Raw genomic sequence first — 25,239 nt, forward strand, 5'->3', positions numbered from 1 at the left:
TATGACAGAAAAAAACAAAAAAAAAGCCCATCACAGGGGATGGGCAAAGACTACACACAGCAATTCTTCACTTTACTCAGGGGAAAAAGGTTGTTTTAAAATCAGTGGTTTGATCTCAAACATAGGAAACATGTTATTCACAGCTGCTGATGGCGTCTTTAAGAATCCTCTTATTAGTTTAAAGCTGATAATCTTTTATCGACGTTTTTGGCCGGTTTAAACCGCGATTCAGTACGAAAAATAATCTTTCCGTAATCAAAACTGACTTAAACAGGGTGAAATTGCGGTTTTTCTTAAAATTCACTTATGGAAAATTTTGCTTGCGGCGGGAAACTCAGTGACGGCGATTAACTGAGGCTAATCGCCGCCAGGCAGGGATCAGGCAGTGTGGTCGTCGTGTTCGGTCAGTTCTTCAACCACATCAACAGGATCGTCATCCGGGGGCGGCACTTCGTGCATCCATACTGATACCAGGCGATAAGAAACCGCCAGCACCACCGGACCAATAAACAGGCCAATCATGCCAAAGGCCACCAGGCCACCAATCACGCCGGAGAGGATCAAAATCATCGGCAAATCGGCACCCATGCGAATCAGCATCGGGCGCAGGACGTTATCCAGCGTGCCCACGACACAGCTCCACACCAGCAACACCGTGCCCCAGGTGGTATCGCCGCTCCAGTAAAGCCAGATAATGGCGGGTACCAGTACGATCAGCGGACCCAGCTGCACCAGGCAGGAAAGGATCATCACCACGGTTAACAAGGTGGCGTAAGGAATACCGGAAATGGCTAACCCGATACCGCCCAGCACCCCCTGTACCAGCGCGGTGACCACCACGCCGAGCGCCACGGCACGAATCGCCTGACCAGCGAGCAGCACGGCAGCGTCACCACGGCGTCCCCCCATACGACAGGCAAAGTGACGGATACCCTGTCCGACCTGTTCACCGCGCCAGTACAGCAGCACGCTAAACAACAGCATCAGTCCCAGATGTAGCATAAAGCGGCCAAAGTGACCCGCCTGCGCCACGAAGAAGCCGGTGGTGCGACCAATGTAGGGTTGTAACTTATTCATGATGGCGGTGCCGCCACCGTCCACCAGCAGGTGATAGCTGGAGAACAGCTTGTCACCCACCATTGGGACTTCTTTCAGCCAGTCCAGCTGAGGCAGTACCAGGTGGCCCTGGGTCGCCCAGGCAATCACCGGGGCGCTGTTATCGATCAGACTATTGACCAGTACGGCGATAGGAATAATAAACAGCAGCAGCAACAGGATGGTCATTGCCACCACCGCCAGTGAACGGCGTCCCCACAGCAGATGTTGCAATTTGATCATCAACGGCCAGGTGGCGATCACCACCATGCTGGCCCAGGCAAAGCCCAGGATGAACGGCTGAACCACCCAAAGACAGGCGGTGATCATGATCAGAATAAACATCAGTGAGAACAGCATTTGCGGTAAATCCAGACCGCGTTGCAGGTTTTTCATAACAGCGTCTTGACCTCAATGGAATCCTTTACGGAGGGGCTTGCTGGCCCTGATTAATCATGATCTATTTCCTGGCGATTAAACAGAGGGATGCCGGGTGCTTTTTACGTTTCCTGAAAAAACAGCGGGCGACAAAAAAATGTGATAAAACGAATGGTTCATAAAAATCGACTACGCAAACGTTTACAACATCTCGGTCACCCAATAATGATCCCACAGATTTCCCAGGCACCGGGCCTCGTTCAACTGGTGCTGACATTCCTGCAATCCTTAAAAGAACAAGGATTCACTGGCGACACCGCCACCAGCTATGCCGATCGTCTCTCCCTTTCAACCGATAATAGTATCTATCAGTTGTTGCCGGATGCGGCCCTCTTTCCCCGTTCTACAGCCGATGTGGCGCTGATTGCCCGTCTGGCCGGTGAAGAGCGCTTTACCAGCCTGGTGTTTACCCCGCGTGGCGGTGGTACCGGCACCAATGGACAGTCGCTTAACCAGGGGATTGTGGTCGACATGTCACGCTACATGAACCGCATCCTTGAAATCGATACCGAGCAGGGCTGGGTACGTGTTGAAGCCGGGGTGGTGAAAGACCAGCTCAATGCCTGGCTGAAGCCATATGGCTTTTTCTTCTCGCCGGAGTTATCCACCAGTAACCGCGCCACCCTGGGGGGGATGATTAATACCGATGCCTCTGGGCAGGGTTCGCTGGTGTATGGCAAGACCTCCGATCATGTGGAAGGCCTGCGTGCCGTGCTGATGGGTGGCGACATCCTGGATACCCGCGCCATGCCGACGGCACTGGCAGAGAAACTGGCACAGACGCCGACTGCGGAAGGCCGGATCTATCAGCAGGTTATGTCCCGCTGCCGCGAACAGCGCGCCCTGATCCTGGAAAAATTCCCCAAACTGAACCGTTTTCTCACGGGCTACGATTTACGCCACGTGTTCAGTGATGATTTGCAAACCTTCGACCTGACGCGCCTGCTATGTGGCGCTGAGGGAACGCTGGCATTTATCACCGAAGCCCGACTCGACATTACCCCGATCCCGAAAGTGCGTCGTCTGGTAAACATAAAATATGACTCCTTTGACTCCGCGTTGCGCAACGCCCCCTTTATGGTGGACGCGCAGGCTTTGTCAGTGGAAACCGTCGATTCCAAAGTGCTGAATCTGGCACGGGAAGATATCGTCTGGCATTCAGTCAAAGAGTTGATCACCGATGTGCCCGATAAAGAGATGCTGGGGCTGAATATCGTCGAGTTTGCGGGTGATGACGGCGAGCTGATTGAGCAGCAGGTCTCGACGCTGTGCGCCCGTCTGGATGAATTGATGGCGCAGCAACAGGGCGGCGTAATTGGTTATCAATTGTGCAATGACTTAAGCGGCATTGAGCGCATCTATAATATGCGCAAAAAAGCGGTGGGTTTGCTCGGGAACGCTAAAGGGCGCGCTAAACCGATTCCGTTTGTCGAAGATACCGCCGTACCGCCGGAGCATCTGGCGGATTACATCGTCGATTTCCGCGCGTTGCTTGATAGCCACGGATTGAGTTATGGCATGTTCGGCCATGTGGATGCCGGGGTGCTGCATGTGCGTCCGGCGCTGGATATGTGTGACCCTCAGCAGGAGATGCTAATGAAACAGATCTCCGATGAAGTGGTGGCGCTCACCGCGCGCTACGGTGGGTTGCTGTGGGGTGAGCATGGCAAGGGTTTCCGCGCCCAGTACAGCCCGGCGTTTTTCGGTGAAACCCTGTTCAATGAGTTGCGCCGGATTAAAGCCGCCTTCGACCCGGATAACCGTATGAACCCCGGTAAAATCTGTACGCCGCTTGGCAGCAATGAGCCGATGATGCAGGTCGATGCGGTGAAGCGTGGCACTTATGATCGCCAGATTCCGCTGACGGTACGCAACGAATGGCGCGGGGCGATGGAATGTAACGGTAACGGCCTGTGCTTCAACTTTGATACGCGTAGCCCGATGTGCCCGTCGATGAAAATCACCCGCAACCGTATCCATTCGCCAAAAGGACGCGCAACCCTGACGCGTGAATGGTTACGCCTGTTATCGGAGCAGGGCGTTGACCCGCTGCTGCTGGAGAAAGCCTTGCCGGAGCAAGGTTCCAGCCTGCGTACTTTGATCCAGCGTACCCGCAACTCATGGCATGCGAAGCAGGGCGAGTATGACTTCTCCCACGAAGTCAAAGAGGCAATGTCGGGGTGTCTGGCGTGTAAAGCCTGCTCCACCCAATGCCCGATCAAAATTGATGTGCCGAACTTCCGTTCACGCTTCCTGCAGTTGTACCACACCCGCTATTTGCGTCCGATGAGCGACCATCTGGTTGCCACGGTAGAAAGTTACGCGCCGCTGATGGCGAAAGCGCCGAAAATGTTTAACTTCTTCCTGAAACAGCCGTGGGTGCGGGAACTGAGCAAAAAACATATCGGCATGGTCGATCTGCCGCTGCTTTCCTCGCCGAGCCTGAAGCAGCAATTAAGCGGACACCCGGCTATGAGCCTGACGCTGGAGCAGCTCGAAGCCCTCAGCAGCGCTGAGCGGAAAAACTGTGTGCTGGTGGTGCAGGATCCCTTTACCAGTTACTACGAAGCACAGCTGGTGACGGATTTCGTCAAACTGATCGAGAAGCTGGGTTACCGCCCGGTGCTGCTGCCGTTCTCACCGAATGGCAAAGCGCAGCATGTTAAAGGCTTTCTGCAACGTTTTGCCCGCACGGCTTCCATCACCGCTGAGTTCCTGAACCGTGTGGCGCGCCTTGGCATGCCCATGGTAGGGGTCGATCCCGCCACCGTGTTGTGTTATCGCGATGAATACAATCAGGTGCTGGGCGACAAGCGCGGTGAGTTTAATGTGCAGCTGGTACATGAATGGTTGCAGCAGGCGGTTGCAGAACGCGCGGTGCAGAGTACCAGCGGGGAAGCCTGGTATCTGTTTGCTCACTGCACTGAGGTCACGGCGCTGCCCTCAACACCGAATCAGTGGCAGGATATCTTTGCTCGCTTTGGCGCAAAACTGGAAAACATCAATGTCGGCTGTTGCGGTATGGCAGGCACCTACGGCCACGAAAGTCAGAACCTGGAGAATTCACTGGGGATTTATGCGCTTTCCTGGCATCCGCAGATGCAAAAGCTGCCGCGTCAGCGTTGCCTCGCCACCGGATTCTCCTGTCGCAGCCAGGTGAAACGGGCAGAGGGGAATGGCATGCGCCATCCGCTACAGGCATTGCTGGAAATGTTGTAAACAAATTGTAGGCGTCACAACGCAGCTGGATTAGAATATCCAGCCTGCGTGGCGGACGAAATCACTCTGCAGGCTGGTGGCTTGATCCCACTCGCCGCTCAGCGCCAGTTGATGACACAAGCGAGTCAGCGACAGGCGCGCCAGTTGATAGGCCTGAATACGGAACAAACGGTCGCGATCGACATTGCCCATCTCCTGCACTAAGCGGTGATGGAGCTTGCCCATGGCGTGCAGATAGCTTTGGTCATCGCCATTCAGCTGGCAGATTTCTGCCATGTCGAGACAGGTGTCGTTAAAGCGACGCAGCTGTTCGATAGTACAGTCGGTGCGGTTGAGCTTTGCCTGAGCCATATAGAAGTCGACGGTGATATCACGTACCGAAAACTTATATTCATCGATTTTGTGTTGTAACCAGGCTGAGACGGTAAGCGTCATATCGCCACCTTAAATGGGTTAATGATAATCATTATCATATTCAACCACATCAGGAATGCAATTCCCTAGAGAAATTTTATTGATTTACTTTGCCTGTTAGTAAAATTGGCAATAACAATTTCTTTACATTGTAGAAAGGCGTAACCTATCAATCATGAGAAAAACGTAAAGTGTAAAAACAAAATTTTGCGGGTTTTTAACGGGTTACAGCTATCACTACGGAGCCGTTTTGCCGCCCGCAAAGCAGTGCGAAGCGACTATGCTTAATAAAGCAACAGTAAAAAATAGCACGAGATGATTATCCCTGCAAAACAAGAGGTTGAAGTGATACCTGATATCACTACCATAGGGGGATAGCCTGAAAAGGCCCAGACTTACGAGGTAGCACTATGTCATCAGTAAATGCAGCTTCTTTCTCACCCGAAGATTTCGTCTGGAAAGGGCTGACGCTGACCGAATCGGCAGCAAAACAGATTCTTAACCTGGCCGCTGAAGACCCGGAAGTCAAGGGCCTGCGTCTGGGGGTGAAACAGTCCGGCTGTGCCGGTTTTGGTTATGTCATGGACCTGGTGAAAGCGCCTACCGATGACGACCTGCAGTTCTCCTTCTTTGGCGCAACGTTGTTTGTGCCGCTTCAGGCAATGCCGTTCGTCGACGGAACCGAAGTGGATTATGTCCGTGAAGGCCTGAATCAGATCTTTAAATTTAATAACCCTAAAGCTCAGCACGCCTGCGGGTGTGGCGAGAGCTTCGGCGTCGAGTAAGTCAACTATGTCACGACACAGCGAAACATCTGACGATGTACAAATGTGGGAAGGCAAGCTCAATTATAAAGAGGGCTTCTTTACCCAACTGCAAACCGAAGAATTTGCTCACGGCCTCAATGAAGATGTGGTGCGGGCAATTTCGGCTAAGCGTAACGAGCCAGAGTGGATGCTGGAGTTTCGTCTTAAGGCCTTTCGTGCCTGGCTGGAAATGGAAGAGCCGCACTGGCTGAAAGCGCATTATGAGAAACTCGACTACCAGGATTACAGCTATTACTCGGCGCCATCCTGCGGCAACTGCGATGACACCTGTGCTTCCGAGCCAGGCGCTACCCAGGCCTCAGGTTCAACCCCGTCCAGCGAATATTTGACGCAGGAAGTGGAAAACGCCTTTAACCAGCTGGGTGTGCCGGTGCGTGAAGGCAAAGAAGTGGCGGTCGATGCCATTTTCGACTCCGTTTCCGTTGCCACTACCTATCGCGGCAAGCTGGCGGAGCAGGGCATCATTTTCTGCTCCTTTGGCGAAGCGATTCAGGAACACCCTGAGCTGGTGAAAAAGTATCTGGGTACCGTGGTGCCGGCCAACGATAACTTCTTTGCTGCGCTGAACTCAGCAGTCGCGTCGGATGGTACCTTCGTGTACATCCCGAAAGGCGTGCGTTGTCCGATGGAACTGTCAACCTACTTCCGTATCAACGCGGCCAAAACCGGTCAGTTCGAGCGCACCATTCTGGTGGCAGACGAAGACAGTTACGTCAGCTACATCGAAGGTTGCTCGGCACCGGTGCGTGATACCTATCAGCTGCACGCGGCAGTGGTGGAAGTGATTATCCACAAAAACGCGGAAGTTAAATATTCTACCGTGCAGAACTGGTTCCCGGGTGGTGAAGGTGAGGGCGGTATCCTCAACTTCGTGACCAAGCGCGCCCTGTGTGAAGGCGACCACAGCAAAATGTCGTGGACGCAGTCAGAAACCGGTTCAGCCATCACCTGGAAATACCCGAGCTGTATTCTGCGCGGTGATTACTCCATCGGTGAATTCTATTCCGTGGCGCTAACCAGCGGACATCAGCAGGCCGATACCGGCACCAAGATGATCCACATTGGTAAGAACACCAAATCGACCATTATCTCTAAAGGTATCTCGGCCGGTAAGAGCCAGAATACCTATCGTGGTCTGGTGAAAATTATGCCAACCGCCACCAACGCGCGTAACTTTACCCAGTGCGACTCGATGCTGATTGGCCCGGATTGCGGCGCGCATACCTTCCCGTATGTCGAAGCGCGTAATAACACCGCACAGCTGGAGCATGAAGCCACCACCTCGCGTATCGGTGAAGATCAGATGTTCTACTGTCTGCAACGCGGTATCAGCGAAGAAGATGCGATCTCAATGATCGTGAACGGCTTCTGTAAAGATGTTTTCTCCGAGCTGCCACTGGAATTCGCCGTGGAAGCGCAAAAATTGTTAGCAATCAGCCTTGAGCACAGCGTGGGCTGATGGCCCGTTGCCGGAAGCAATGTGAAGGAAAGAGTATGTTAAGCATTAAAGATTTACAGGTTAGTGTTGAAGACAAAGAAATTTTGCGCGGCCTGAACCTTGAAGTGAAGCCGGGTGAAGTGCATGCCATTATGGGACCCAACGGTTCCGGTAAAAGTACCCTGTCTCGGCAACCCTGGCTGGCCGTGAAGATTATGAAATCACAGGCGGTTCCGTCACCTTCAAAGGCAAAGACTTGCTGGAGCTGGAGCCGGAAGAGCGTGCGGGCGAAGGCATCTTTATGGCGTTCCAGTATCCGGTGGAAATTCCGGGCGTCAGCAACCAGTTTTTCCTCCAGACGTCCGTCAATGCGGTGCGTAAATACCGTGAGCAGGAAGAACTGGATCGCTTCGACTTCCAGGACTTTATCGAAGATAAAATCCATCTGCTGAAAATGCCGGAAGACTTGCTGACCCGTTCTGTGAACGTGGGCTTCTCCGGTGGTGAGAAAAAGCGTAACGACATTCTGCAGATGGCGGCACTGGAGCCGGATCTGTGCATTCTTGATGAAACCGACTCCGGTCTGGACATCGATGCGCTGAAAATCGTGGCCAATGGCGTTAACAGCCTGCGTGACGGTAAGCGTTCATTCATTATCGTTACCCACTACCAGCGCATCCTGGACTACATCAAGCCAGACCATGTACACGTGCTGTATCAGGGCAAAATTGTGAAATCTGGCGACTTTACGCTGGTGAAACAGCTGGAGGAGCAAGGCTATGGCTGGCTTACCGACGAAGAGTGATAATGCCCTGCAACAGTGGCATCACCTGTTTGAATCGCGCGGTGAAGTGCGTTCATTGCAGGCACAGCAGCACTGGCAGCAACTGATGCGTCTCGGCTTGCCAACCCGCAAGCACGAGAACTGGAAATACACTCCGCTGGAAGGTTTGCTGGGCCAGCAGTTTGTGCTGCCACAGCCGCAGGACGTGACCGCTGAACAGGTTGAGCAGTTAGCGCTGCCAATTGAAGCGGTGCGCCTGGTGTTCGTCGATGGGCGTTTCCAGCCCGCGCTGAGCAGCCGCGATACCGGCCTGTTTGAAATCCAGCATTCGCAGGCGGCAGAACGCCGTCCGCTGCCGGCAGCGATTCAGCCGGAAGTGTTTCTGCATCTGACCGAAAGTCTGGCAGAAGAAGCCACCAGTATTCGTCTGGCGCGTGGTAAAGCGGCGGCACTGCCGTTGTACCTGCTGCATATCACCAGCGGCCAGGATGCCGGGATGAATACCGTGCATCACCGTCACCATTTGCAACTGGAAGCCAGTGCAGAGGCGGAAGTGATTGAGCACTACGTTACGCTGAACGATGCACCTCACTTTACCGGTGCGCGTTTCACCTTCGACGTGGCCGACAATGCCCGACTGTCGCACATCAAACTGTCGTTTGAGAGCGAGAAAAGCTACCACTTCGCCCATAACGATGTGGTTCTTGGTCGTGATGCGCAGGTCAGCACCACCAGCTTCCTGCTGGGTGCCGGTTTGTCACGTCATAACACCAGTGCACAGCTGAATGGTGAGAACACCAATCTGGCGATGAACAGCCTGGCCCTGCCGGTGAATCAGGAAGTGTGCGATACGCGTACTTACCTGGAGCACAACAAAGGCTACTGCATGAGCCGTCAGATGCACAAAACCATCGTGCGTGACAAAGGCCGAGCGGTGTTTAACGGCATGATCAAAGTGGCACAGCACGCGCTGAAGACCGACGGACAGATGACCAACAATAACCTGTTGATGGGGCGTCTGGCGGAAGTGGACACCAAGCCGCAGCTGGAAATCTACGCCGATGACGTGAAGTGCAGCCACGGTGCTACCGTAGGTCGCATCGATGATGAGCAGATGTTCTATTTGCGTTCGCGCGGTATTGAAGAGTCTGCTGCACAGCGTATGATCATTCACGCTTTTGCCGCTGAGCTGACCGAATCCTTAAAGAATCCGGTACTGCGTCAGGCAGTGTTGCAGCGTATTGCTGCGCGTATCCCGGGAGTTGAGTCATGAGTTTCGATCTCGAACGAGTCAGAGCGGAGTTTCCGATTCTGAAACGCGAGGTCAACGGTCATCCGCTGGCTTATCTGGATAGTGCGGCCAGCGCACAGCGTCCGCTGGCCGTCATTAATGCGGAAAGTTATTTTTATCAGCACGGCTATGCGGCCGTGCACCGCGGCATTCATTCGCTGAGTGCGCAGGCCACCACGGATATGGAAAACGTGCGCATCCAGGCGGCGCGCTTTCTCAATGCTTCTTCGCCGGAAGAGATTGTTTTCGTCAAAGGCACCACTGAGGGGATCAACCTGGTGGCAAACAGCTGGGGCGGCAGTCAGCTCCAGTCCGGCGACAACATTATCATTACCGAGATGGAGCACCACGCCAACATCGTGCCGTGGCAGATGGTTGCTGCGCGTACCGGTGCTGAGATTCGTGTACTGCCGCTCAATGAGCAGGGCGAACTGGCGCTTGAGCAGCTGGGTGGATTAATCGATAGCCGTACCCGTTTGCTGGCGGTGACCCACGTTTCCAACGTGCTGGGCACGGTCAACCCGGTGAAAGCTATCGTGGCCCAGGCGAAAGCCGCTGGCGTTACTACGCTGGTGGATGGCGCGCAGGCGGTGATGCATCATGCGGTTGACGTGCAGGACATTGGTTGCGACTTCTACGTTTTCTCTGGTCATAAGATCTACGGCCCGACCGGCATTGGTGTGCTGTATGGCCGCAAGGCACTGCTCGATATCATGCCCCCCTGGGAAGGCGGCGGTTCGATGATCGATCAGGTGCAGTTGCCCACCGGCACTACCTGGAATACCGCGCCGTGGCGTTTCGAAGCGGGGACGCCCAATACCGGTGGCATCATTGGTTTGGGGGCGGCGCTGAAATGGATCACCGAACTTGGGCTGGATACCATCCATCAGCGTGAATCGATGCTGATGCGCTATGCGCTGGACAAACTGGCTTCCGTGCCGGATCTGACTATCTATGGTCCGACCGAACGTAGCGGTGTGGTGGCGTTCAATCTGGGGAAACATCACGCGTTTGATGTGGGTAGCTTCCTCGACCAGTACGGCATCGCTATCCGTACCGGGCATCATTGCGCTATGCCGCTGATGCGTCATTATGCGGTACCCGCTATGTGTCGTGCTTCTTTCGCACTCTACAACAGCGAGGAAGAAGCCGATCGCCTGGCGGCAGGTCTGACGCGTATTCATCGTCTGCTGGGCGGTTGAGCAGATTTCAGGAGTCACCAATGGCAAATTTGCCAGATAAAGAGAAACTGGTGCGCAACTTTAACCGTTGCGCTAACTGGGAAGAGAAGTACCTCTACATCATTGAACTCGGGGCAAAATTACCAGAATCGTCTGAAAGCTTATATCAGCCGGAAAACGTGATTTCTGGCTGTCAGAGCCAGGTGTGGATCACCATGACTCCACAATCAGATGGGACTATTGCCTTCGCGGGTGACAGCGATGCTGCTATTGTTAAGGGTTTGATTGCCGTAGTATTTAGCCTGTATCAGGGGCTGAAAGCGCCGGAAATTCTGGACCTGGATGTGCGCTACTGGTTTGAACAACTTGCGCTCACCCAACACCTCACCCCTTCGCGTTCGCAGGGGCTTGAAGCGATGATTCGCGCGATCCGTCATAACGCACAGTCCCTCAGCTAAGATACACTCTCCAGACCCCGGCCAATCTGACCGGGGTCTGTTTCTTCCGACAAAGAGAAAATTGCATGAGACCAGCTTTACGTTTAGCCGGTGCATTGCTGTTGTCCTGCTGCGGACTGTCTGCACCTGCGCTTGCCACGGAATACCCTCTGCCCGCCGCTAACAGCCGTTTAATTGGCGAAAACACCCTTACGACTGTACCTGATGACAAACGCCCGCTGGAAAGCATTGCAAAGCATTATAAGATAGGTTTGCTCGGCATGCTGGAAGCCAACCCCGGCGTAGATCCCTGGCTGCCCAAAGCCGGTACGCAGCTGACGGTGCCGTTGCAGATGTTGCTGCCGGATACGCCGCATGAAGGCATCGTAATTAACCTCGCTGAACTGCGCCTGTATTACTACCCCAAAGGGGAAGAACGGGTGATTGTCTATCCCATCGGCATCGGCCAGCTGGGGGCAGCGACACCGATTATGGTGACCAGTATCGGCCAGAAAATCACCAACCCGACCTGGACGCCTACGCCGAATATCCGCAAGCGCTACGCGAAAGAGGGCATCACCCTACCGGGTGTGGTGCCTGCCGGGCCAGATAACCCCATGGGTCTGTTTGCCATGCGTCTGGCGCACGGTTCTGGCCAGTATCTGATTCACGGTACCAACGCCGATTTTGGCATCGGTATGCGTGTCAGTTCAGGCTGTATTCGCCTGCGTCCGGAAGATATCGAAGCGTTGTTTGCCAGTGTGCCGAAAGGCACGCGTGTGCAGGTGATCAATCAGCCGGTGAAGTATGCGATAGAGCCGGACGGGAAGCGTTTTATCGAAGTGCATCAGCCGTTATCCCACACCGATAAAGATGATCCACAAACCATGCCGATTGCGTTAACGGCGGCGATGAAAAACTTCCTCAATAGCCCGCAAAGCGATACTGCGCTGATTAAGGCTGCGCTGGAGAGACGTTCGGGAATGCCGGTGCTGGTGAGCAGTGGTGAGCCGGTTACAGCAGATACGGCGATGCCGCAGGTGGTGCAATCTCAGCAGGGGAGTGAGGCCACGCGTGCAACCATCAGTGAAGCGATGGGGACACCTGTCGCGAAGCCCTGAATTCTGGCTGAATCAGGACAAAAAAAATGGCGCCTTAATGGCGCCATTTTTAGTACCAGAACTCTTACTTACGGTAAGAGTGAGCCTGGTTGTCCAGACGCTGGTTAGCACGAGCTGCGTCATCTTTAGCAGCCTGAACGTCAGAACGGATTGCGTTCACGTCGTTGCTCAGCTGGTCAACTTTAGCGTTCAGAGTCTGAACGTCTGAAGACAGCTGGTCGATTTTAGCGTTGCTTGAGCAACCAGCCAGCAGAGTTGAACCCAGGATTACCGCGCCCAGTACCAGTTTAGTACGATTCATTATTTATACCCTCTAGATTGAGTTAATCTCCATGTAGCGTTACAAGTATTACACAAAGCTTTTTGAGTTGAGAATAAATTTTTGATGAGAACATGCTTAAACTTGATCGTTCGCTCAAAGAAGCATCGTTTCGCAGAAGATGATAAAAATATTTAGCTAAAACAGAGGGATTTAATCGGATTAACCTTAATTTTCTGGCTTTTTGAATAGTTATTATCGATTGGCAATTTCCAGTATCTGTATTAGCTACAGAATAAAAAAAGCGCCCGATAAGGGCGCTTTTTAATAAACATTGAATTAAAAATCAGAGTACGTGTACAGACGATGTATTGGTGGTTCCACTTGGTACCAGTGCACCGGATACCATCACCACCACGTCGCCTTTTTGCCCATAACCGCTTTCCAGCGCCATTTCTTTACCAATGCGGTAGAAATCATCAGTTGAGGCAATTTCGTTAACCAGACGGGTTTCCACACCTTTGCTCAGAATCAGCTGGCGTGCGGTGGTGGCATTGGTGGTCAATGCCAGGATGGTCGCATCCGGGAAGTATTTTCTGATGGCTTTGGCTGATTTACCGCCTTCGGTCGCTACGACAATCAGCGGGGCTTCCAGCTTCTCGGCTGTCTCAACAGCACCACGGCATACCGCTTCCGTGATACGCAGTTTGCGCGAGTCCTGCAGCGAATCAATGCGTGATTTCATGACGCGGTCAGTGCGTTCACAGATGGTCGCCATGATAGTCACCGATTCCAGCGGATACTTACCTTTGGCGCTTTCGCCAGACAGCATCACTGCATCGGTACCATCGAGAATGGCGTTTGCCACGTCACCGGCTTCAGCACGGGTCGGACGTGGGTTTTTGATCATAGAATCAAGCATCTGGGTCGCGGTAATCACCACTTTGCGTGCTTTGTTGCACTTCTTGATCATCATCTTCTGCGCGAAGATCACTTCTTCAACCGGGATTTCCACACCCAGGTCACCGCGGGCGACCATGATGCCGTCTGAGGCTTCGAGAATTTCATCGAAGTTGTTCAGGCCTTCCTGGTTCTCGATTTTGGAGATGATCTGGATGTGCTCGCCGCCGTGTTGTTTCAGGTGTTCACGGATTTCCAGCACGTCAGAACGTTTACGGATGAAAGAGGCCGCGACGAAATCGACACCCTGTTCACAACCAAAAATCAGATCGCGTTTGTCTTTTTCAGCCAGCGCAGGCAGCTGAATGGAGACACCTGGCAGGTTGACGCCTTTGTTTTCGCCGAGGTCACCGTTGTTCAGCACTTTACACACTACGGTGTTTTCAGTGACTTCAATCACTTCCATGCCAATCAGGCCATCATCCACCAGCACGGTGTTGCCAATCTTCAGATCTTCAGTAAATCCGGCATAGGTCACCGCGACGCGGTCACTGTTACCAATAACTGACTGATCGGTGGTGAAGGTGAAGGTCTGTCCGGCTTTCAGAGACGCATCGTTGCCGCCTTCCAGTTTCATGGTGCGGATTTCCGGGCCTTTGGTGTCCAGCAAAATCGCCGCCTGACGACCGGTTTTTTCGATGACGGCACGCATGTTTTTAATGCGCTGACCATGCTCGGCGTAATCCCCGTGTGAGAAGTTCAGGCGCATGACATTCATGCCTGCTTCCAGCAATTGAGTCAGCATCTCTTCCGATTCGGTTTTCGGACCGATAGTACAAACGATCTTGGTCTTTTTCATGTCAGCTTATCTGTAAGTTGTGATGGATGATAAAGGTTGGGATTCGATGCGCAGGCACCGAAGTGGAAATTTGTTTGGTGTTGATAAGGGTAATACAGAGTAAGAATAGGAGACGATGGCTAAGCGTGCAGGGAAGTTGTGCGGTACGCGAGAGAACCGGCCAGGCGGTGTTGCGCAAATAATTTGAGTTCTCGCAATAAACACGTTAGCGCTGAAACCTTTCAAGTGAGACAACGCAGCATAGTATAGACGCTAAGTACGCGAAAACCAATATGAAAGCGGTAACATAAAACGATGCAGATCAAGGAACAGAGTGTTGCGCAACGGGAGAGTAAAAAAGAGTGGTGCGTTCTAATGGACTCGAACCATCGACCCCCACCATGTCAAGGTGGTGCTCTAACCAACTGAGCTAAGAACGCATTTTATCCGTCATACTTCAGGTTGCAGCTGCGTTAGCGGCACTCATTCACCCCAGTCACTTACTGTTGTAAGCTCCAGCGGATTCATTCGCTTGCTGCCTTCCTGCAACCCGAATTATTTAGGATAAAGAAATGGTGCGTCCGAGTGGACTCGAACCACCGACCCCCACCATGTCAAGGTGGTGCTCTAACCAACTGAGCTACGGACGCACTTGGTGCGCTCTAATGGACTCGAACCATCGACCCCCACCATGTCAAGGTGGTGCTCTAACCAACTGAGCTAAGAGCGCAACACGCTGTCAGGGCGACAGCGGGGACGAATATTAACGGCACGCTGGTAAGCTGGCAAGGGGAAAAAGTGATTTTTCATCATGACTGACCAGCATCTGTGCTATGCGTCGTTTTTTTAGGCGTTGCGGGCCTTTTACGGCCCGCTCAGCCACTTAGCGGGCGGCGCGTGTCAGAATTACCTGGGCAGGCAGACGTTGCAAACGACGAATGCGCCAAATCATCATGATCGCCGCCGAGGTTAACCCGACGATAAAGCCACACCAGAAACCGGCCGGGCCGAGTCGGGGCACGACCCAATCTGTCAGCGCCAGGATATAGCCAACCGGCAGGCCCAGTACCCAGTAAGCAATCAAGGTGATAAAGAAGATCGAACGCGTATCTTTGTAGCCACGCAAAATACCGCTACCAATTACCTGAATCGAATCCGAGAACTGGTAAATCGCTGCCAGCAGCATCAGTTGCGCCGCCAGCGTGATGACTTCCGGGTTGGCGGTGTACAACGCGGCGATATGATGGCGGAAGGTCACGGTAAATAGCGCGGTGACGGCGGCCATACTGATGCCTACACCTTGCGCGGTCCATGCCGCCACCCGTGCCTGTTCTGGCGAACCCTGTCCCAGCCGATAGCCCACGCGAATCGTCGTTGCCACACCGAGTGACAACGGCAGTACGAACATCAGTGAACTGAAGTTCAGCGCAATCTGGTGCCCGGCCACTTTAACGATACCCAGTGGCGACACCATCAACGCCACCACGGCAAACAAGGTCACTTCAAAGAACAGCGCCAACGCCACCGGCAGGCCGAGGGTAAACAGACGAGACAGAATCGCCCGCGAGGGTGCTGACCAGCTGGTTGCCATGCGAATATCGCGCATACTGCCCATCCGCTTCAGCCAGAAGCGCATCACCAGAAACATCACCCAATACACTGATGCCGTTGCCACACCGCAGCCGACACCACCCAGCGCAGGCATACCAAAATGCCCGTAGATGAACACATAGTTCAGCGGAATGTTAGTCAGCAAACCGAGGAAGCCCAGCACCATGCCGGGTTTGGTTTTTGATAACCCTTCACATTGGTTACGCGCCACCTGGAAGAACAGATAACCCGGTGCACCGAACAGCAGGGCATGGAGATAACCCTCAGCCTTGGCAGCCAGCAATGGATCGATATTATGCATGGAACGGATCAGATATCCGGCGTTCCACAGCACCAGCATAATCAACACCGCCACGAACAGCGCCAGCCAGTAGCCCTGACGAACCTGTTCAGCAATGCGCTCGCGGCGTCCTGAACCGTTGAGTTGCGCAACGGTGGGCGTCAATGCCAGTAGCAAACCATGACCAAACAGAATGGCGGGAAGCCAGATAGAGGTGCCGACCGCAACGGCAGCCATATCCGTGGCGCTTACCGAACCGGCCATAATGGTATCCACAAACCCCATCGAAGTCTGGGCAACCTGAGCAAGGATGACCGGGATCGCAAGGGCCAGCAATTGACGCGCTTCTGTTAAATACTTCTGCACGTATCACCTGCATTTAAAATAAAAAGGAGAGCGGGGAGACATCCCCAAAGAATACGCGGCTTAGTGTAACGGTCGCTTGCGTATCCGCCAAACATTGTTCGCAATTTGTTAAAACAAGCGTGTAAATTTTGCGCACCGGCAAATTAAACCCGCGCGGTTCAGCTGTGATAAACTACGGCAAACTTCGCAGAGGCTGAGATTATGTTTACTGGAATTGTGCAGGGTAAGGCAGAAATTGTTGCTATTGAAGAAAAAGAGCTGTTTCGCACTCACATCGTAAAATTGCCGGAAGAGTTACTGCCGGGGCTGGCACTGGGGGCTTCGGTTGCTAACAATGGTTGCTGTCTGACGGTGACGGAGATTGACGGCGACCGGGTGAGCTTTGACTTAATCAAAGAAACTTTGCGTATTACCAACCTGGGTGAATTGCAGGTGGGCGATCTGGTCAATATTGAACGTGCGGCGAAATTCAGTGATGAAATTGGTGGTCATTTAATGTCCGGCCATATTATGACCACCGCAGAGATCAGCAAAATTATTCAGTCGGAAAACAACCGTGAGGTGTGGTTTAAATTACAGGACCCGTCGCAGATCAAATATATTCTGCACAAAGGTTTTGTCGGTATTGACGGCATCAGCCTGACCGTGGGCGATGTGACGAAGAGTAAATTCTGCGTGCATCTGATCCCGGAAACGCTGGAGCGCACCACGCTCGGGGCGAAAAAACTGGGACATAAAGTGAATATCGAGATCGACCCGCATACCCAGGCGATTGTCGAAACCGTCGAGCGCGTCCTGGCGCAGCGTGAAGCCGCTGCACTGGCGTCTGACGAAAGCGAATAAGCCCGCAATAAATAAGGCGCCATTTGGCGCCTTTCTGTTACTTAGCGTGCGACACGCAAACCGCCTTCAGCGCCACGGCTAAATACTACCTGCCACAACTGAATATCACGCGCCCGGAATGCTCCGGCACAAGCGCAGAGATAATAACTGAACATGCGTTTAAAGCGATCGCCATATTTTTCTGCCAGCTGCGGCCAGGCTTCGAGGAAACGTTCATGCCAGGCCATCAGCGTGGTGTCATAATCCGCGCCAAAATTATGCCAGTCTTCCATGACAAAATGGGACTCACTGGCATCGGCAATCTGGCGTACGGAAGGCAGACAGCCATTCGGGAAGATATATTTGTCGATCCAGGGATCCACATTCATATCGGTTTTAACTGACCCGATGGTATGTAGCAGGAAAATACCGTCCGGCTTCAGATTACGGTCGGCCACTTCAAAATAGGTTGCGTAGTTTTTCGGCCCAACGTGCTCGAACATGCCAACAGAAACGATGCGATCAAATTGCAGATTCAGGTCGCGATAATCCTGCAACAGAATGGTGACATCCAGACCGGCACAACGCTCCTGCGCCATTTTCTGCTGTTCAGCCGAAATGGTCACGCCATGCACTTTAACACCGTAATTGCGGGCGGCAAATTCAGCCAGTCCACCCCAGCCACAACCAATATCCAGCAATGACATGCCGGGTTCGAGTTGCAGTTTGCGGCAAATCATATCGAGTTTGGCCTGCTGTGCCTGTTCCAGTGTTTCCGCATCCTTCCAGTAACCGCAGGAATACTGCATAAAAGGATCGAGCATCAGTGAAAACAGGTCATTACCGAGATCGTAATGTTCTTTACCCACAATCCAGGCGCGTTTTCTCGATTGCAGATTGGTCAAACGCGCCGCAGCGATTCGCAGTGTGTCTTTAAAATGATGCGGTAATTGCTGATCCAGATGGTGTTTCAGTACGCGATGAAAGAACATGTCGAGGTTTTCACATTCCCACCAGCCGTCCATGTAACTTTCACCGAGGCCCAGCGATCCTTCTTGCAGGACCCGTTTAAAAAAATCCGGATGCTTAACCTGAATATCCCAGGGGCGAGTACCATTTATGGCAATATCGGCCCGTTCCAGTAATTCATGGGCGATACGAAACCAGTGGTTTTCTTCAAGGCTCACTTCTTCTATACACGATGAACTCATAGCTTCTCCATCACCTTTCCGATTTCAACCTGAGAAAAGAATAGTCAATTTCTCCAGGCTTGTGAGAGAACTCACGGAAAATCCGTGCGCCAGATATCCGACGTTTTACAGAGGTATGAATCTGAATAGAAATGTCTGGCACAACACCGGGGAGAACATCGTGCAGACACCATCCCAGCGACAGAGTCGCTAAATATTAATACAATTATGTTATTGATTTGTTACAGAAATGCTGACCCACGCAGTATATGCTTCCGTGGGTCAATATTCAACGACTTATCGTTAGTTTGCTAACTAAGGCCGTTGCGTTAGCGATTATCTTCGCAGGGACGGGAGTTGTGAGCAACATCACTTTGTGCGTTTGCCACAGCGGCACGCTGCCAGCCGAAACCAGCCCAGGCAAGCGCCACAGTAGCGAGCATGACCAGGCTGGTACTGTGCAATGCCTGTTGTAAGCCAGCGGAAACCAACAGGCTGGCGATAAAGCACAATCCCAGCTGCAGCAGATTTTGTAAGGATGCCGCTTTACCGGTGGCCTGAGGGAAGGGCAGCAGTGCGCTGGCGACCACGATCGGATAGATCGCACCATTGGCCAGTGCCATGCCGCAGAACGGCAGCAGCAGCGCCCAGAGCGCAGGTGTTGCAAGCTGGGCAACAGCAAACAGGCCGACGATGCTCAGGCTGTAAATCACCAGCAACCATGGCAGCAGTTGTTTGCCCTGGAACCGATTCAACAGGGCACGGCAACCAAAGCCACCTACGAGGAAGGCGATGGTCTGCGGTACATAACTCAGACCAATATCGGCGGGTGAAAGTCCTGCATCAGCAAGGATAAAAGGCGAGCCGGTCAGCCAGGCGAAAAAGCTGGCGGAGCAGGCAGAATAAATCAGCACATTGCCGCTGTAGACCTTTGAAGCCAGTAACGTCAACCATCCGGGCTGTGGCGCGCGTGCCGCCTGAGAGCGGGTAGGGTTCGCCAGTTGCAGGGTACCGACCAGCAACACCAGCGTGACCAGCGTCAGCAGCAGGAAAATGCTACGCCAGTGGAAATGACCCATCAGCCAGGCTCCCAGCAACGGGGCCAGCGCCGGTGACAACGCCACCAGCGGCATAATGGTGGCGAAAACTTTGTTCGCCTGCGCCTGTGGATAGCGATCAACCACCAGCGCCTGCCAGCTGACAGCCGCCGCGCATACACCCAGCGCCTGGACAAAACGCAGTGCCAGCATCAGTCGCACATCGGTTACCCACAACATGCCGAGACAGCCCAGCGCGAAGATCACTAATCCGGCCAGCAGAATGGGTTTGCGACCAAAGCGGTCAGACAACGGACCCCAGAAGACCTGCGCACAGGCAAAACCACCGAGGAACAGGCTCAGGCTAGCGCTGATGGTGCCAGGGGCAGTGGCAAAATCCTGCTGCATGGCACCGAAGGCCGGCAGGTACATATCCGTAGCAAGAAAGCCCAGCATGCTTAGCAAAGCAAGATAAGGCAAAAATCCTTTTGATGACAACATGGTGATTCTCATTAGACAAATTGAACGCCGGGGAGTGTAAAAGGGTGCGGCAGTCTTTGTGAAACGCTAATATTTGCGAGGTGCTATCAAAAATTTTGCAGGCAAAATCATGTGGTCTGAATACGCGCTTGAAGTGGTGGATGCGGTGGCTCGCAGCGGCAGTTTTAGCGCAGCGGCGCAGGAGTTACATCGCGTGCCTTCTGCCATCAGCTATACGGTACGCCAGCTGGAAACCTGGCTGGCCGTGCCTTTGTTTGAAAGGCAGCACCGGGAGGTGGTATTGACGGCTGCGGGTGAGCATTTCGTGCGTGAAGGCCGGAGTGTTATCAAAAAAATGCTGGCAACCCGACGCCAGTGCCAGCAACTGGCTAACGGCTGGCGTGGTCAGTTGAGCATCGCGGTTGACTGTATCGTTAAACCGCAGCGTACCCGGCAACTGGTAAAGGATTTCTACCGTCACTTCCCGGATATGGAGTTGATTATCAGCTATGAAGTGTTCAACGGGGTCTGGGATGCGCTGGCTGATGGACGGGTCGATGTGGCGATTGGGGCCACCCAGGCCATTCCGGTCGGTGGGCGTTTCGCCTTCCAGGATATGGGCGCGCTGAACTGGCGTTGCGTGGTCAGTCCCGGGCATCCCCTGACAAAAAGTACCCAGTTGGATGAAGAGACCTTACGGGCGTGGCCTTCGCTGGTGCTGGAGGATACGTCGCGGGCGCTGCCGCGGCGTATGACCTGGACGCTGGATAACCAGCGGCGTCTGGTGGTACCGGAATGGGAAACCGGGATGGATTGCCTGCGGGCAGGTTTGTGCGTGGGCATGGTGCCGGGCCATTTAGCCCGGCCACTGCTGGATAGTGGCGAGTTAACCGAACTGACGTTGCCTGCGCCTTTCCCGGAGAGTCCCTGCTGCGTCAGCTGGTCGGAACAACGCGCTTCACCGGCATTAAGCTGGTTGCTGGATTATCTGGGCGATGCTGAAACGCTCAACCATGAGTGGTTGAGCGAAACAATGGCTTAGCGACGATAATCGCGGAACGGGCCGTCAGCGACTGAGCGGCGTTCAATCAATGTTGGCTGCACTTCGATGGTCTGCGGCTCTTCGCGTTTACTGGTGATGCGATCGAGCAGCATTTCCAGTGCTTTTTCTCCCAGCTGCGCTTTCGGCTGATGAACGGTCGTCAGCGCTGGGGTGAAATACCGGGCGTTGCGCACGTTGTCATAGCCAATCACCGAAATATCCTGTGGCACACGCAACCCCATTTCATCGGCGGCACAAATCGCGCCCATCGCCATGATATCGCCGCCACAAAACACCGCCGTCGGACGTTGTTTCTGGTTGAGGATCTGCTGCATCGCCTGATAACCGGATTCTGGTTCGAAGTCGCCCTGCACAATCCATTCCGGACGAACGGTAATACCGGCTTCATGCAGTGCCTGCATAAAACCAGCATGACGACCGCCGCCAGTGTTGCGCTCCATCTGGCCGGGGATGGCGCCAATGTCGCGATGTCCACGTTCGATCAGGTAACGTCCCGCAAGATAGCCGCCCTGGAAGGCGTTATCCTGCACGGTATCGGTGAAATCACCGCGAGACTCGCCCCAGTCCATCACCACCATCGGGATATTGCGGTTCTCTTCCAGCATGGTGAGCAGGTCGTCGGGATATTCGGAACACATCACCAATAAACCGTCGACGCGCTTTTGCGCCATCATCGAGAGATAAGCACGCTGCTTTTGCAGATCGTTATGCGCATTGCCGAGAATCAGCGTGTAGCCGCGGTCGAAACAGTGGTTTTCCACCGCTTCGATGATTTCCGCGAAATAGGGGGCTTCGCTGGAGGTGGCGAGCAATCCCAGTGTTTTGGTGTGGTTGACCTTCAGGCTACGCGCCACGGCGCTGGGCGAGTAGTGCAGTTCTTTGATCGCTTCCCATACGGCGTTACGCGTCTCTTCCGCGACAAAACGCGTCTTGTTGATGACATGCGAAACCGTGGTGGTGGAGACACCGGCGCGTTTCGCCACATCTTTAATTGTTGCCATGAAAATGGTACTCCCGGGCTTATCGCAACTTACTGATAAGTATATTGTTAAACGTTTGCGTCTGCTAATGGTTTTGCGCCCCAATTTTTGGGGCAAATGGCGAAGAAAAAGGCGTTAACGCTGAGCCTAAATCACTTTAACAGGCCACAAACACAGCGTGCACAAAATCTGTTGCGCAACGAAAGGCGGCGATTCTAGCAAGCTGACGCGGATAACACGAGATTTTTGCCGGGGGCTGTGCGAAAATTACATTAACCCTTCAATTAATGTGACTAAGGAGTTGTGATGAGTACAGACCTGAAACTGGCGCTGGGTACTACCGTTGGCGCGCTGTTAATGATCATCGTGTTCAGCTTCACCGCGATCCTTCATTAATAAAAAAGCCGGACCTGAAATTTCAGTGTCCGGCTTTTTTATTGCGCGGTGACCGCTTAGCGAATGGTTTTCGGCGTCATCATGCGACGTGCACCGACATAATGCTTCTGCCAGTAATCTTCACCTAATGCGCTAATCTGAATATCTTTACCGGTACGCGGTGACTGAATAAACTTGCCGTTGCCAAGGTAAACACCCACATGGTCAGCGGTACCGCGATGGTTAATGCGGAAGAACACCAAATCTCCTTTCTCCAGCATATCGCGTTTAATCGGCGCCGCATCACGCAGGTGATACATTTCGTTAGCGGTGCGTGGGAATTTGTATTTCACCAGGTCTTTATAGGCATACCACACCAGACCACTGCAATCGAAACCGGTATGCGGTGAAGTACCGCCCCACTGGTAGGGTTTACCGATCTGACCCATTAATTTGTTCATCGCCGTTTCACGCGCCTTTTGATAGCGCTGACGGTGTGATTTGCTCATCCTGATGGTGGTGAGGTCGCTGGCGTCATCCTGCTCAGATATGACTTTCGCCACGCGCTGATGACCATATTTTTTGGTCGGCGACTTCTGCAGGGTTTTTCTGCGGGTGGTTTTGTGCAGCGCAGTTTCGGTTTTGGTGGATTTCTTCAGTCTTAACTTATGAACACTGCTGGTAAGGCGTGATTTTTTGGTGCTGGTCTTGACCGGGCGTCGTTTACGGCGCTCATCTTCGCGTGCACTTTTTTTCTCTGCATTATGCAAACTGGCATTGATGGGCGCATGCGGTGACGCAGAAGCCACATTAAAAAACAGTTGGGCGAAAGCCAGCATAAAAAGCGTAATAAGTAAACGCATAGTCCGGTTACAGGTTAAGCAGTCTGCGATAAAACAGCCTGCGGCAAGTTAGAAAAATCTGATCAATGATCAGCGCCGGAATTGATTCTAATCCACTTTTTTTCCAAAAGGTAAGGCATTTTTCGATTAATCTGTTACCAGATGGTATCTGTGGCAAAAATGAACGATTTCAGCCGGTTAACGCAGCATAATTATTGCCAATTATTAATCGGTTCATGCTTGCTAATGATATGAAAATGTTATTTGTGGCGCTGGAACTTAACAAACATGGCGATTAAGGTCGCTGAGAAGCAAAATCCCGTTTTCAGTGCGGGGGTGAAGTCGCTACAATAAACAAACACGAAGTGAGGAATTAAGGAAGGCAAAAATGAGTACTGTTGAAAAAATTCAGCGCCAGATCGCAGAAAACCCGATCCTGCTGTATATGAAAGGTTCGCCGAAACTGCCAAGCTGCGGTTTCTCTGCGCAGGCGGTGCAGGCTCTGTCTGCCTGTGGTGAGCGCTTCGCGTATGTTGATATCCTGCAAAACCCGGATATCCGTGCTGAATTGCCGAAATATGCCAACTGGCCAACGTTCCCGCAGCTGTGGGTCGATGGCGAGCTGGTCGGTGGTTGCGACATCATCGTTGAGATGTTCCAGCGTGGTGAGCTGCAACCGCTGATTAAAGAAACTGCTGAGAAGTATAAAGAAGCAGAATAATTGCAAAGGCCGACGCATCGTCGGCCTTTCTTTTGGTCATTCTGCGTCGTCTTCCGACACATCGTCACTGAATGCGACCGGCCAGCCGCCAAGGCGCTTCCAGCGATTGACCAGTTCGCAAAACAGCGTCGCGGTTTGTTCAGTGTCATACAAGGCAGAATGCGCCTGGGTACTATCGAAATCCATACCTGCCGCTTTACAGGCTTTTGCCAGCACCGTCTGACCCAGCACCAGGCCGCTTAACGCAGCGGTATCAAAAGTGGCAAAGGGATGGAATGGGTTGCGCTTCAGACCGGCACGTTCGGCTGCCGCCATAAGAAAGCCATGATCAAAGGTTGCGTTATGCGCCACGATAATCGCGCGATTGCAGTGACTGTCCTTTGTGCCTTTACGCACCATCTTAAAAATTGCATGCAGCGCTTCATATTCGCTCACCGCGCCACGGAGCGGGTTGCTGGGATCAATCCCGGTAAACGCCAGTGCATCCGGGTTAAGAATCGCACCTTCAAAGGGTTCAACGTGAAAATGCAGCGTTTCGTCGCGATGCAACCAGCCGTCTTCATCCATTTTGAGTGTGGTGGCGGCAATTTCCAGCAGGGCATCGGTTTTGGCATTAAAACCGGCCGTTTCGACGTCGATCACCACGGGATAAAAACCGCGAAAGCGTTGATGGAGAGCGTTTAAGTCGTTCGATTCAGACATCAGGATCTCATAGCAATAAATGGGGCAGCGCGCATTATGGCAAAAATTGCGGGAGGGTGCAGCAGGAGAGAGGAGCGCCAGCCCGTAAATACCCAGGCTGGCAGGCAGGCTTAGTTGCCGATGCCGTGTCCGGCGTGTTTGTTTTCGATCAGTTCGATTTTGTAGCCATCCGGATCTTCGACAAACGCAATCACCGTGGTGCCGCCTTTAACCGGGCCAGCTTCACGGGTCACTTTACCACCGACATTGCGGATGCGGTCACAGGTGGCCGCAACATCATCGACGCCCAGTGCAATGTGTCCGTAGGCGTTGCCGAGATCATAGCTCTCGACGCCCCAGTTATAGGTCAGCTCAATCACGGCACCTTCGCTTTCTTCGGTATAGCCAACAAAAGCCAGGGTGTACTTATATTCGGTGTTTTCGCTCTGACGCAGCAGGCGCATGCCCAGCACACGTGTGTAAAAATCGATGGAACGCTGCAAATCGCCAACGCGTAACATGGTGTGAAGTAAACGCATAACATCCTCT

At 53.1% G+C, this 25,239-nt stretch carries 22 protein-coding genes, 3 tRNA genes, 1 other RNA gene and 1 pseudogene; 12 read left to right on the forward strand and 15 right to left on the reverse strand.

All coding sequences use genetic code 11. The annotated features are described in order from the left end of the window. Nucleotides 1-15 precede the first annotated feature (15 nt). Both rprA and ydiK read right to left on the reverse strand, forming a co-directional pair. Nucleotides 16-123: antisense sRNA RprA (rprA, locus tag PW844_RS13615), an RNA gene on the reverse strand. Between the two features lie 255 nt (nucleotides 124-378). After that, the gene (gene ydiK / locus PW844_RS13620; protein WP_299452508.1) at nucleotides 379-1,491 is read right to left on the reverse strand and encodes an AI-2E family transporter YdiK; all 1,113 of its coding nucleotides are present in this window, start codon (nucleotides 1,489-1,491) and stop codon (nucleotides 379-381) included. A 207-nt stretch (nucleotides 1,492-1,698) separates the two neighbouring features. Here ydiK and PW844_RS13625 point away from each other — a divergent pair, with 207 nt between their 5' ends. Beyond that, nucleotides 1,699-4,752: an FAD-binding and (Fe-S)-binding domain-containing protein gene (locus tag PW844_RS13625; RefSeq protein WP_299452510.1), complete on the forward strand. Its 3,054-nt coding sequence runs from the start codon at nucleotides 1,699-1,701 to the stop codon at nucleotides 4,750-4,752. 30 nt (nucleotides 4,753-4,782) lie between these two features. Here PW844_RS13625 and PW844_RS13630 read toward each other — a convergent pair whose 3' ends face one another. Then, nucleotides 4,783-5,187 carry a hypothetical protein gene (locus tag PW844_RS13630; RefSeq protein ID WP_299452512.1) on the reverse strand — a complete coding sequence of 135 codons (405 nt, stop codon included), beginning with the start codon at nucleotides 5,185-5,187 and terminating at the stop codon, nucleotides 4,783-4,785. Nucleotides 5,188-5,576: 389 nt separating this feature from the next. On the opposite strand from PW844_RS13630, the gene sufA reads away from it, so the two are divergent. The 7 genes and pseudogenes from sufA (at nucleotide 5,577) to PW844_RS13665 (ending at nucleotide 12,245) form a co-directional block, all read left to right on the forward strand. Beyond that, nucleotides 5,577-5,951, forward strand: coding sequence for a Fe-S cluster assembly scaffold SufA (sufA, locus tag PW844_RS13635; protein WP_299452514.1), 375 nt, complete (start codon nucleotides 5,577-5,579; stop codon nucleotides 5,949-5,951). A 7-nt stretch (nucleotides 5,952-5,958) separates the two neighbouring features. Next, on the forward strand, nucleotides 5,959-7,452 hold the full coding sequence (gene sufB, locus PW844_RS13640; protein WP_299452516.1) for a Fe-S cluster assembly protein SufB: 1,494 nt from the start codon (nucleotides 5,959-5,961) through the stop codon (nucleotides 7,450-7,452). 35 nt (nucleotides 7,453-7,487) lie between these two features. After that, nucleotides 7,488-8,236 (forward strand): annotated as a pseudogene (gene sufC / locus PW844_RS13645) (Fe-S cluster assembly ATPase SufC). After that, entirely contained in the window at nucleotides 8,211-9,488 is a 1,278-nt protein-coding gene (gene sufD, locus PW844_RS13650; RefSeq protein WP_299452518.1) for a Fe-S cluster assembly protein SufD, read from the forward strand. The pseudogene sufC and the gene sufD overlap by 26 nt, the downstream one beginning before the upstream one ends. Then, on the forward strand, nucleotides 9,485-10,708 hold the full coding sequence (gene sufS / locus PW844_RS13655) for a cysteine desulfurase SufS (RefSeq protein ID WP_299452519.1): 1,224 nt from the start codon (nucleotides 9,485-9,487) through the stop codon (nucleotides 10,706-10,708). Before sufD ends, sufS begins: the two co-directional genes overlap by 4 nt. Nucleotides 10,709-10,728: 20 nt before the next feature. Then, the gene (gene sufE / locus PW844_RS13660; protein ID WP_299452521.1) at nucleotides 10,729-11,145 is read left to right on the forward strand and encodes a cysteine desulfuration protein SufE; all 417 of its coding nucleotides are present in this window, start codon (nucleotides 10,729-10,731) and stop codon (nucleotides 11,143-11,145) included. Nucleotides 11,146-11,210: 65 nt separating this feature from the next. Then, the gene (locus PW844_RS13665; protein WP_299452523.1) at nucleotides 11,211-12,245 is read left to right on the forward strand and encodes a L,D-transpeptidase family protein; all 1,035 of its coding nucleotides are present in this window, start codon (nucleotides 11,211-11,213) and stop codon (nucleotides 12,243-12,245) included. 64 nt (nucleotides 12,246-12,309) lie between these two features. Here the strand turns inward: PW844_RS13665 and PW844_RS13670 are convergent, their stop codons facing one another. From PW844_RS13670 to PW844_RS13695, 6 genes are all read right to left on the reverse strand, one after another. After that, nucleotides 12,310-12,546, reverse strand: coding sequence for a major outer membrane lipoprotein (locus PW844_RS13670; protein WP_007374746.1), 237 nt, complete (start codon nucleotides 12,544-12,546; stop codon nucleotides 12,310-12,312). Nucleotides 12,547-12,850: 304 nt separating this feature from the next. After that, the gene (gene pykF, locus PW844_RS13675) at nucleotides 12,851-14,263 is read right to left on the reverse strand and encodes a pyruvate kinase PykF (RefSeq protein ID WP_084874065.1); all 1,413 of its coding nucleotides are present in this window, start codon (nucleotides 14,261-14,263) and stop codon (nucleotides 12,851-12,853) included. A 342-nt stretch (nucleotides 14,264-14,605) separates the two neighbouring features. Further along, nucleotides 14,606-14,682, reverse strand: a tRNA-Val gene (locus tag PW844_RS13680). A gap of 133 nt (nucleotides 14,683-14,815) precedes the next feature. Beyond that, a tRNA-Val gene (locus PW844_RS13685) sits at nucleotides 14,816-14,892 on the reverse strand. Nucleotides 14,893-14,895: 3 nt separating this feature from the next. Further along, nucleotides 14,896-14,972, reverse strand: a tRNA-Val gene (locus PW844_RS13690). Nucleotides 14,973-15,125: 153 nt separating this feature from the next. Continuing rightward, nucleotides 15,126-16,499 (reverse strand): MATE family efflux transporter, encoded by a 1,374-nt coding sequence (locus PW844_RS13695; RefSeq protein ID WP_299452530.1) that lies wholly within the window; start codon nucleotides 16,497-16,499, stop codon nucleotides 15,126-15,128. Nucleotides 16,500-16,700: 201 nt separating this feature from the next. On the opposite strand from PW844_RS13695, the gene PW844_RS13700 reads away from it, so the two are divergent. Then, complete coding sequence (locus PW844_RS13700) at nucleotides 16,701-17,342, forward strand: riboflavin synthase subunit alpha (RefSeq protein ID WP_299452532.1); 642 nt, start codon at nucleotides 16,701-16,703, stop codon at nucleotides 17,340-17,342. A 41-nt stretch (nucleotides 17,343-17,383) separates the two neighbouring features. Here PW844_RS13700 and cfa read toward each other — a convergent pair whose 3' ends face one another. Next, a complete protein-coding gene (cfa, locus tag PW844_RS13705; protein WP_299452534.1) occupies nucleotides 17,384-18,532 on the reverse strand; it encodes a cyclopropane fatty acyl phospholipid synthase in 1,149 nt (382 codons plus the stop codon). 308 nt (nucleotides 18,533-18,840) lie between these two features. Beyond that, nucleotides 18,841-20,049 carry a purine nucleoside transporter PunC gene (gene punC, locus PW844_RS13710; RefSeq protein ID WP_299452535.1) on the reverse strand — a complete coding sequence of 403 codons (1,209 nt, stop codon included), beginning with the start codon at nucleotides 20,047-20,049 and terminating at the stop codon, nucleotides 18,841-18,843. Nucleotides 20,050-20,158: 109 nt separating this feature from the next. Here punC and punR point away from each other — a divergent pair, with 109 nt between their 5' ends. After that, nucleotides 20,159-21,070, forward strand: coding sequence for a DNA-binding transcriptional activator PunR (gene punR, locus PW844_RS13715; RefSeq protein ID WP_299452536.1), 912 nt, complete (start codon nucleotides 20,159-20,161; stop codon nucleotides 21,068-21,070). Here punR and purR read toward each other — a convergent pair. Beyond that, complete coding sequence (gene purR / locus PW844_RS13720; protein WP_084874071.1) at nucleotides 21,067-22,092, reverse strand: HTH-type transcriptional repressor PurR; 1,026 nt, start codon at nucleotides 22,090-22,092, stop codon at nucleotides 21,067-21,069. The two genes, punR and purR, sit on opposite strands and share 4 nt — an antisense overlap. A gap of 285 nt (nucleotides 22,093-22,377) precedes the next feature. On the opposite strand from purR, the gene PW844_RS13725 reads away from it, so the two are divergent. Then, on the forward strand, nucleotides 22,378-22,467 hold the full coding sequence (locus PW844_RS13725; protein ID WP_139810913.1) for a YnhF family membrane protein: 90 nt from the start codon (nucleotides 22,378-22,380) through the stop codon (nucleotides 22,465-22,467). A gap of 56 nt (nucleotides 22,468-22,523) precedes the next feature. Here the strand turns inward: PW844_RS13725 and PW844_RS13730 are convergent, their stop codons facing one another. Next, nucleotides 22,524-23,309, reverse strand: a complete 786-nt coding sequence (locus PW844_RS13730) for a C40 family peptidase (protein WP_299452542.1) — start codon at nucleotides 23,307-23,309, stop codon at nucleotides 22,524-22,526. Between the two features lie 367 nt (nucleotides 23,310-23,676). Between PW844_RS13730 and PW844_RS13735 the strand changes: the two genes are divergently transcribed. Further along, nucleotides 23,677-24,009, forward strand: coding sequence for a Grx4 family monothiol glutaredoxin (locus PW844_RS13735; protein ID WP_021185244.1), 333 nt, complete (start codon nucleotides 23,677-23,679; stop codon nucleotides 24,007-24,009). Between the two features lie 36 nt (nucleotides 24,010-24,045). Here the strand turns inward: PW844_RS13735 and rnt are convergent, their stop codons facing one another. Together rnt and gloA are read right to left on the reverse strand one after the other, a co-directional pair. After that, a complete protein-coding gene (rnt, locus tag PW844_RS13740; RefSeq protein ID WP_299452546.1) occupies nucleotides 24,046-24,711 on the reverse strand; it encodes a ribonuclease T in 666 nt (221 codons plus the stop codon). Nucleotides 24,712-24,821: 110 nt separating this feature from the next. Next, the gene (gene gloA / locus PW844_RS13745) at nucleotides 24,822-25,229 is read right to left on the reverse strand and encodes a lactoylglutathione lyase (protein WP_299452548.1); all 408 of its coding nucleotides are present in this window, start codon (nucleotides 25,227-25,229) and stop codon (nucleotides 24,822-24,824) included. Nucleotides 25,230-25,239 lie beyond the last annotated feature (10 nt).

The organism is Pantoea sp. (assembly GCF_028283705.1).
GTDB lineage: Bacteria > Pseudomonadota > Gammaproteobacteria > Enterobacterales > Enterobacteriaceae > Pantoea.

Coding starts and splice junctions, on each gene's coding strand:
- purR (WP_084874071.1), bottom strand. CDS start 22,092: ATGGCAACAATTAAAGATGTGGCGAAACGCGCCGGTGTCTCCACCACC.
- PW844_RS13665 (WP_299452523.1), top strand. CDS start 11,211: ATGAGACCAGCTTTACGTTTAGCCGGTGCATTGCTGTTGTCCTGCTGC.
- punR (WP_299452536.1), top strand. CDS start 20,159: ATGTGGTCTGAATACGCGCTTGAAGTGGTGGATGCGGTGGCTCGCAGC.
- PW844_RS13730 (WP_299452542.1), bottom strand. CDS start 23,309: ATGCGTTTACTTATTACGCTTTTTATGCTGGCTTTCGCCCAACTGTTT.
- punC (WP_299452535.1), bottom strand. CDS start 20,049: ATGTTGTCATCAAAAGGATTTTTGCCTTATCTTGCTTTGCTAAGCATG.
- PW844_RS13700 (WP_299452532.1), top strand. CDS start 16,701: ATGTTTACTGGAATTGTGCAGGGTAAGGCAGAAATTGTTGCTATTGAA.
- ydiK (WP_299452508.1), bottom strand. CDS start 1,491: ATGAAAAACCTGCAACGCGGTCTGGATTTACCGCAAATGCTGTTCTCA.
- cfa (WP_299452534.1), bottom strand. CDS start 18,532: ATGAGTTCATCGTGTATAGAAGAAGTGAGCCTTGAAGAAAACCACTGG.
- gloA (WP_299452548.1), bottom strand. CDS start 25,229: ATGCGTTTACTTCACACCATGTTACGCGTTGGCGATTTGCAGCGTTCC.
- PW844_RS13670 (WP_007374746.1), bottom strand. CDS start 12,546: ATGAATCGTACTAAACTGGTACTGGGCGCGGTAATCCTGGGTTCAACT.
- PW844_RS13630 (WP_299452512.1), bottom strand. CDS start 5,187: ATGACGCTTACCGTCTCAGCCTGGTTACAACACAAAATCGATGAATAT.
- pykF (WP_084874065.1), bottom strand. CDS start 14,263: ATGAAAAAGACCAAGATCGTTTGTACTATCGGTCCGAAAACCGAATCG.
- sufS (WP_299452519.1), top strand. CDS start 9,485: ATGAGTTTCGATCTCGAACGAGTCAGAGCGGAGTTTCCGATTCTGAAA.
- sufE (WP_299452521.1), top strand. CDS start 10,729: ATGGCAAATTTGCCAGATAAAGAGAAACTGGTGCGCAACTTTAACCGT.
- PW844_RS13625 (WP_299452510.1), top strand. CDS start 1,699: ATGATCCCACAGATTTCCCAGGCACCGGGCCTCGTTCAACTGGTGCTG.
- rnt (WP_299452546.1), bottom strand. CDS start 24,711: ATGTCTGAATCGAACGACTTAAACGCTCTCCATCAACGCTTTCGCGGT.
- sufA (WP_299452514.1), top strand. CDS start 5,577: ATGTCATCAGTAAATGCAGCTTCTTTCTCACCCGAAGATTTCGTCTGG.
- PW844_RS13725 (WP_139810913.1), top strand. CDS start 22,378: ATGAGTACAGACCTGAAACTGGCGCTGGGTACTACCGTTGGCGCGCTG.
- PW844_RS13735 (WP_021185244.1), top strand. CDS start 23,677: ATGAGTACTGTTGAAAAAATTCAGCGCCAGATCGCAGAAAACCCGATC.
- sufD (WP_299452518.1), top strand. CDS start 8,211: ATGGCTGGCTTACCGACGAAGAGTGATAATGCCCTGCAACAGTGGCAT.
- sufB (WP_299452516.1), top strand. CDS start 5,959: ATGTCACGACACAGCGAAACATCTGACGATGTACAAATGTGGGAAGGC.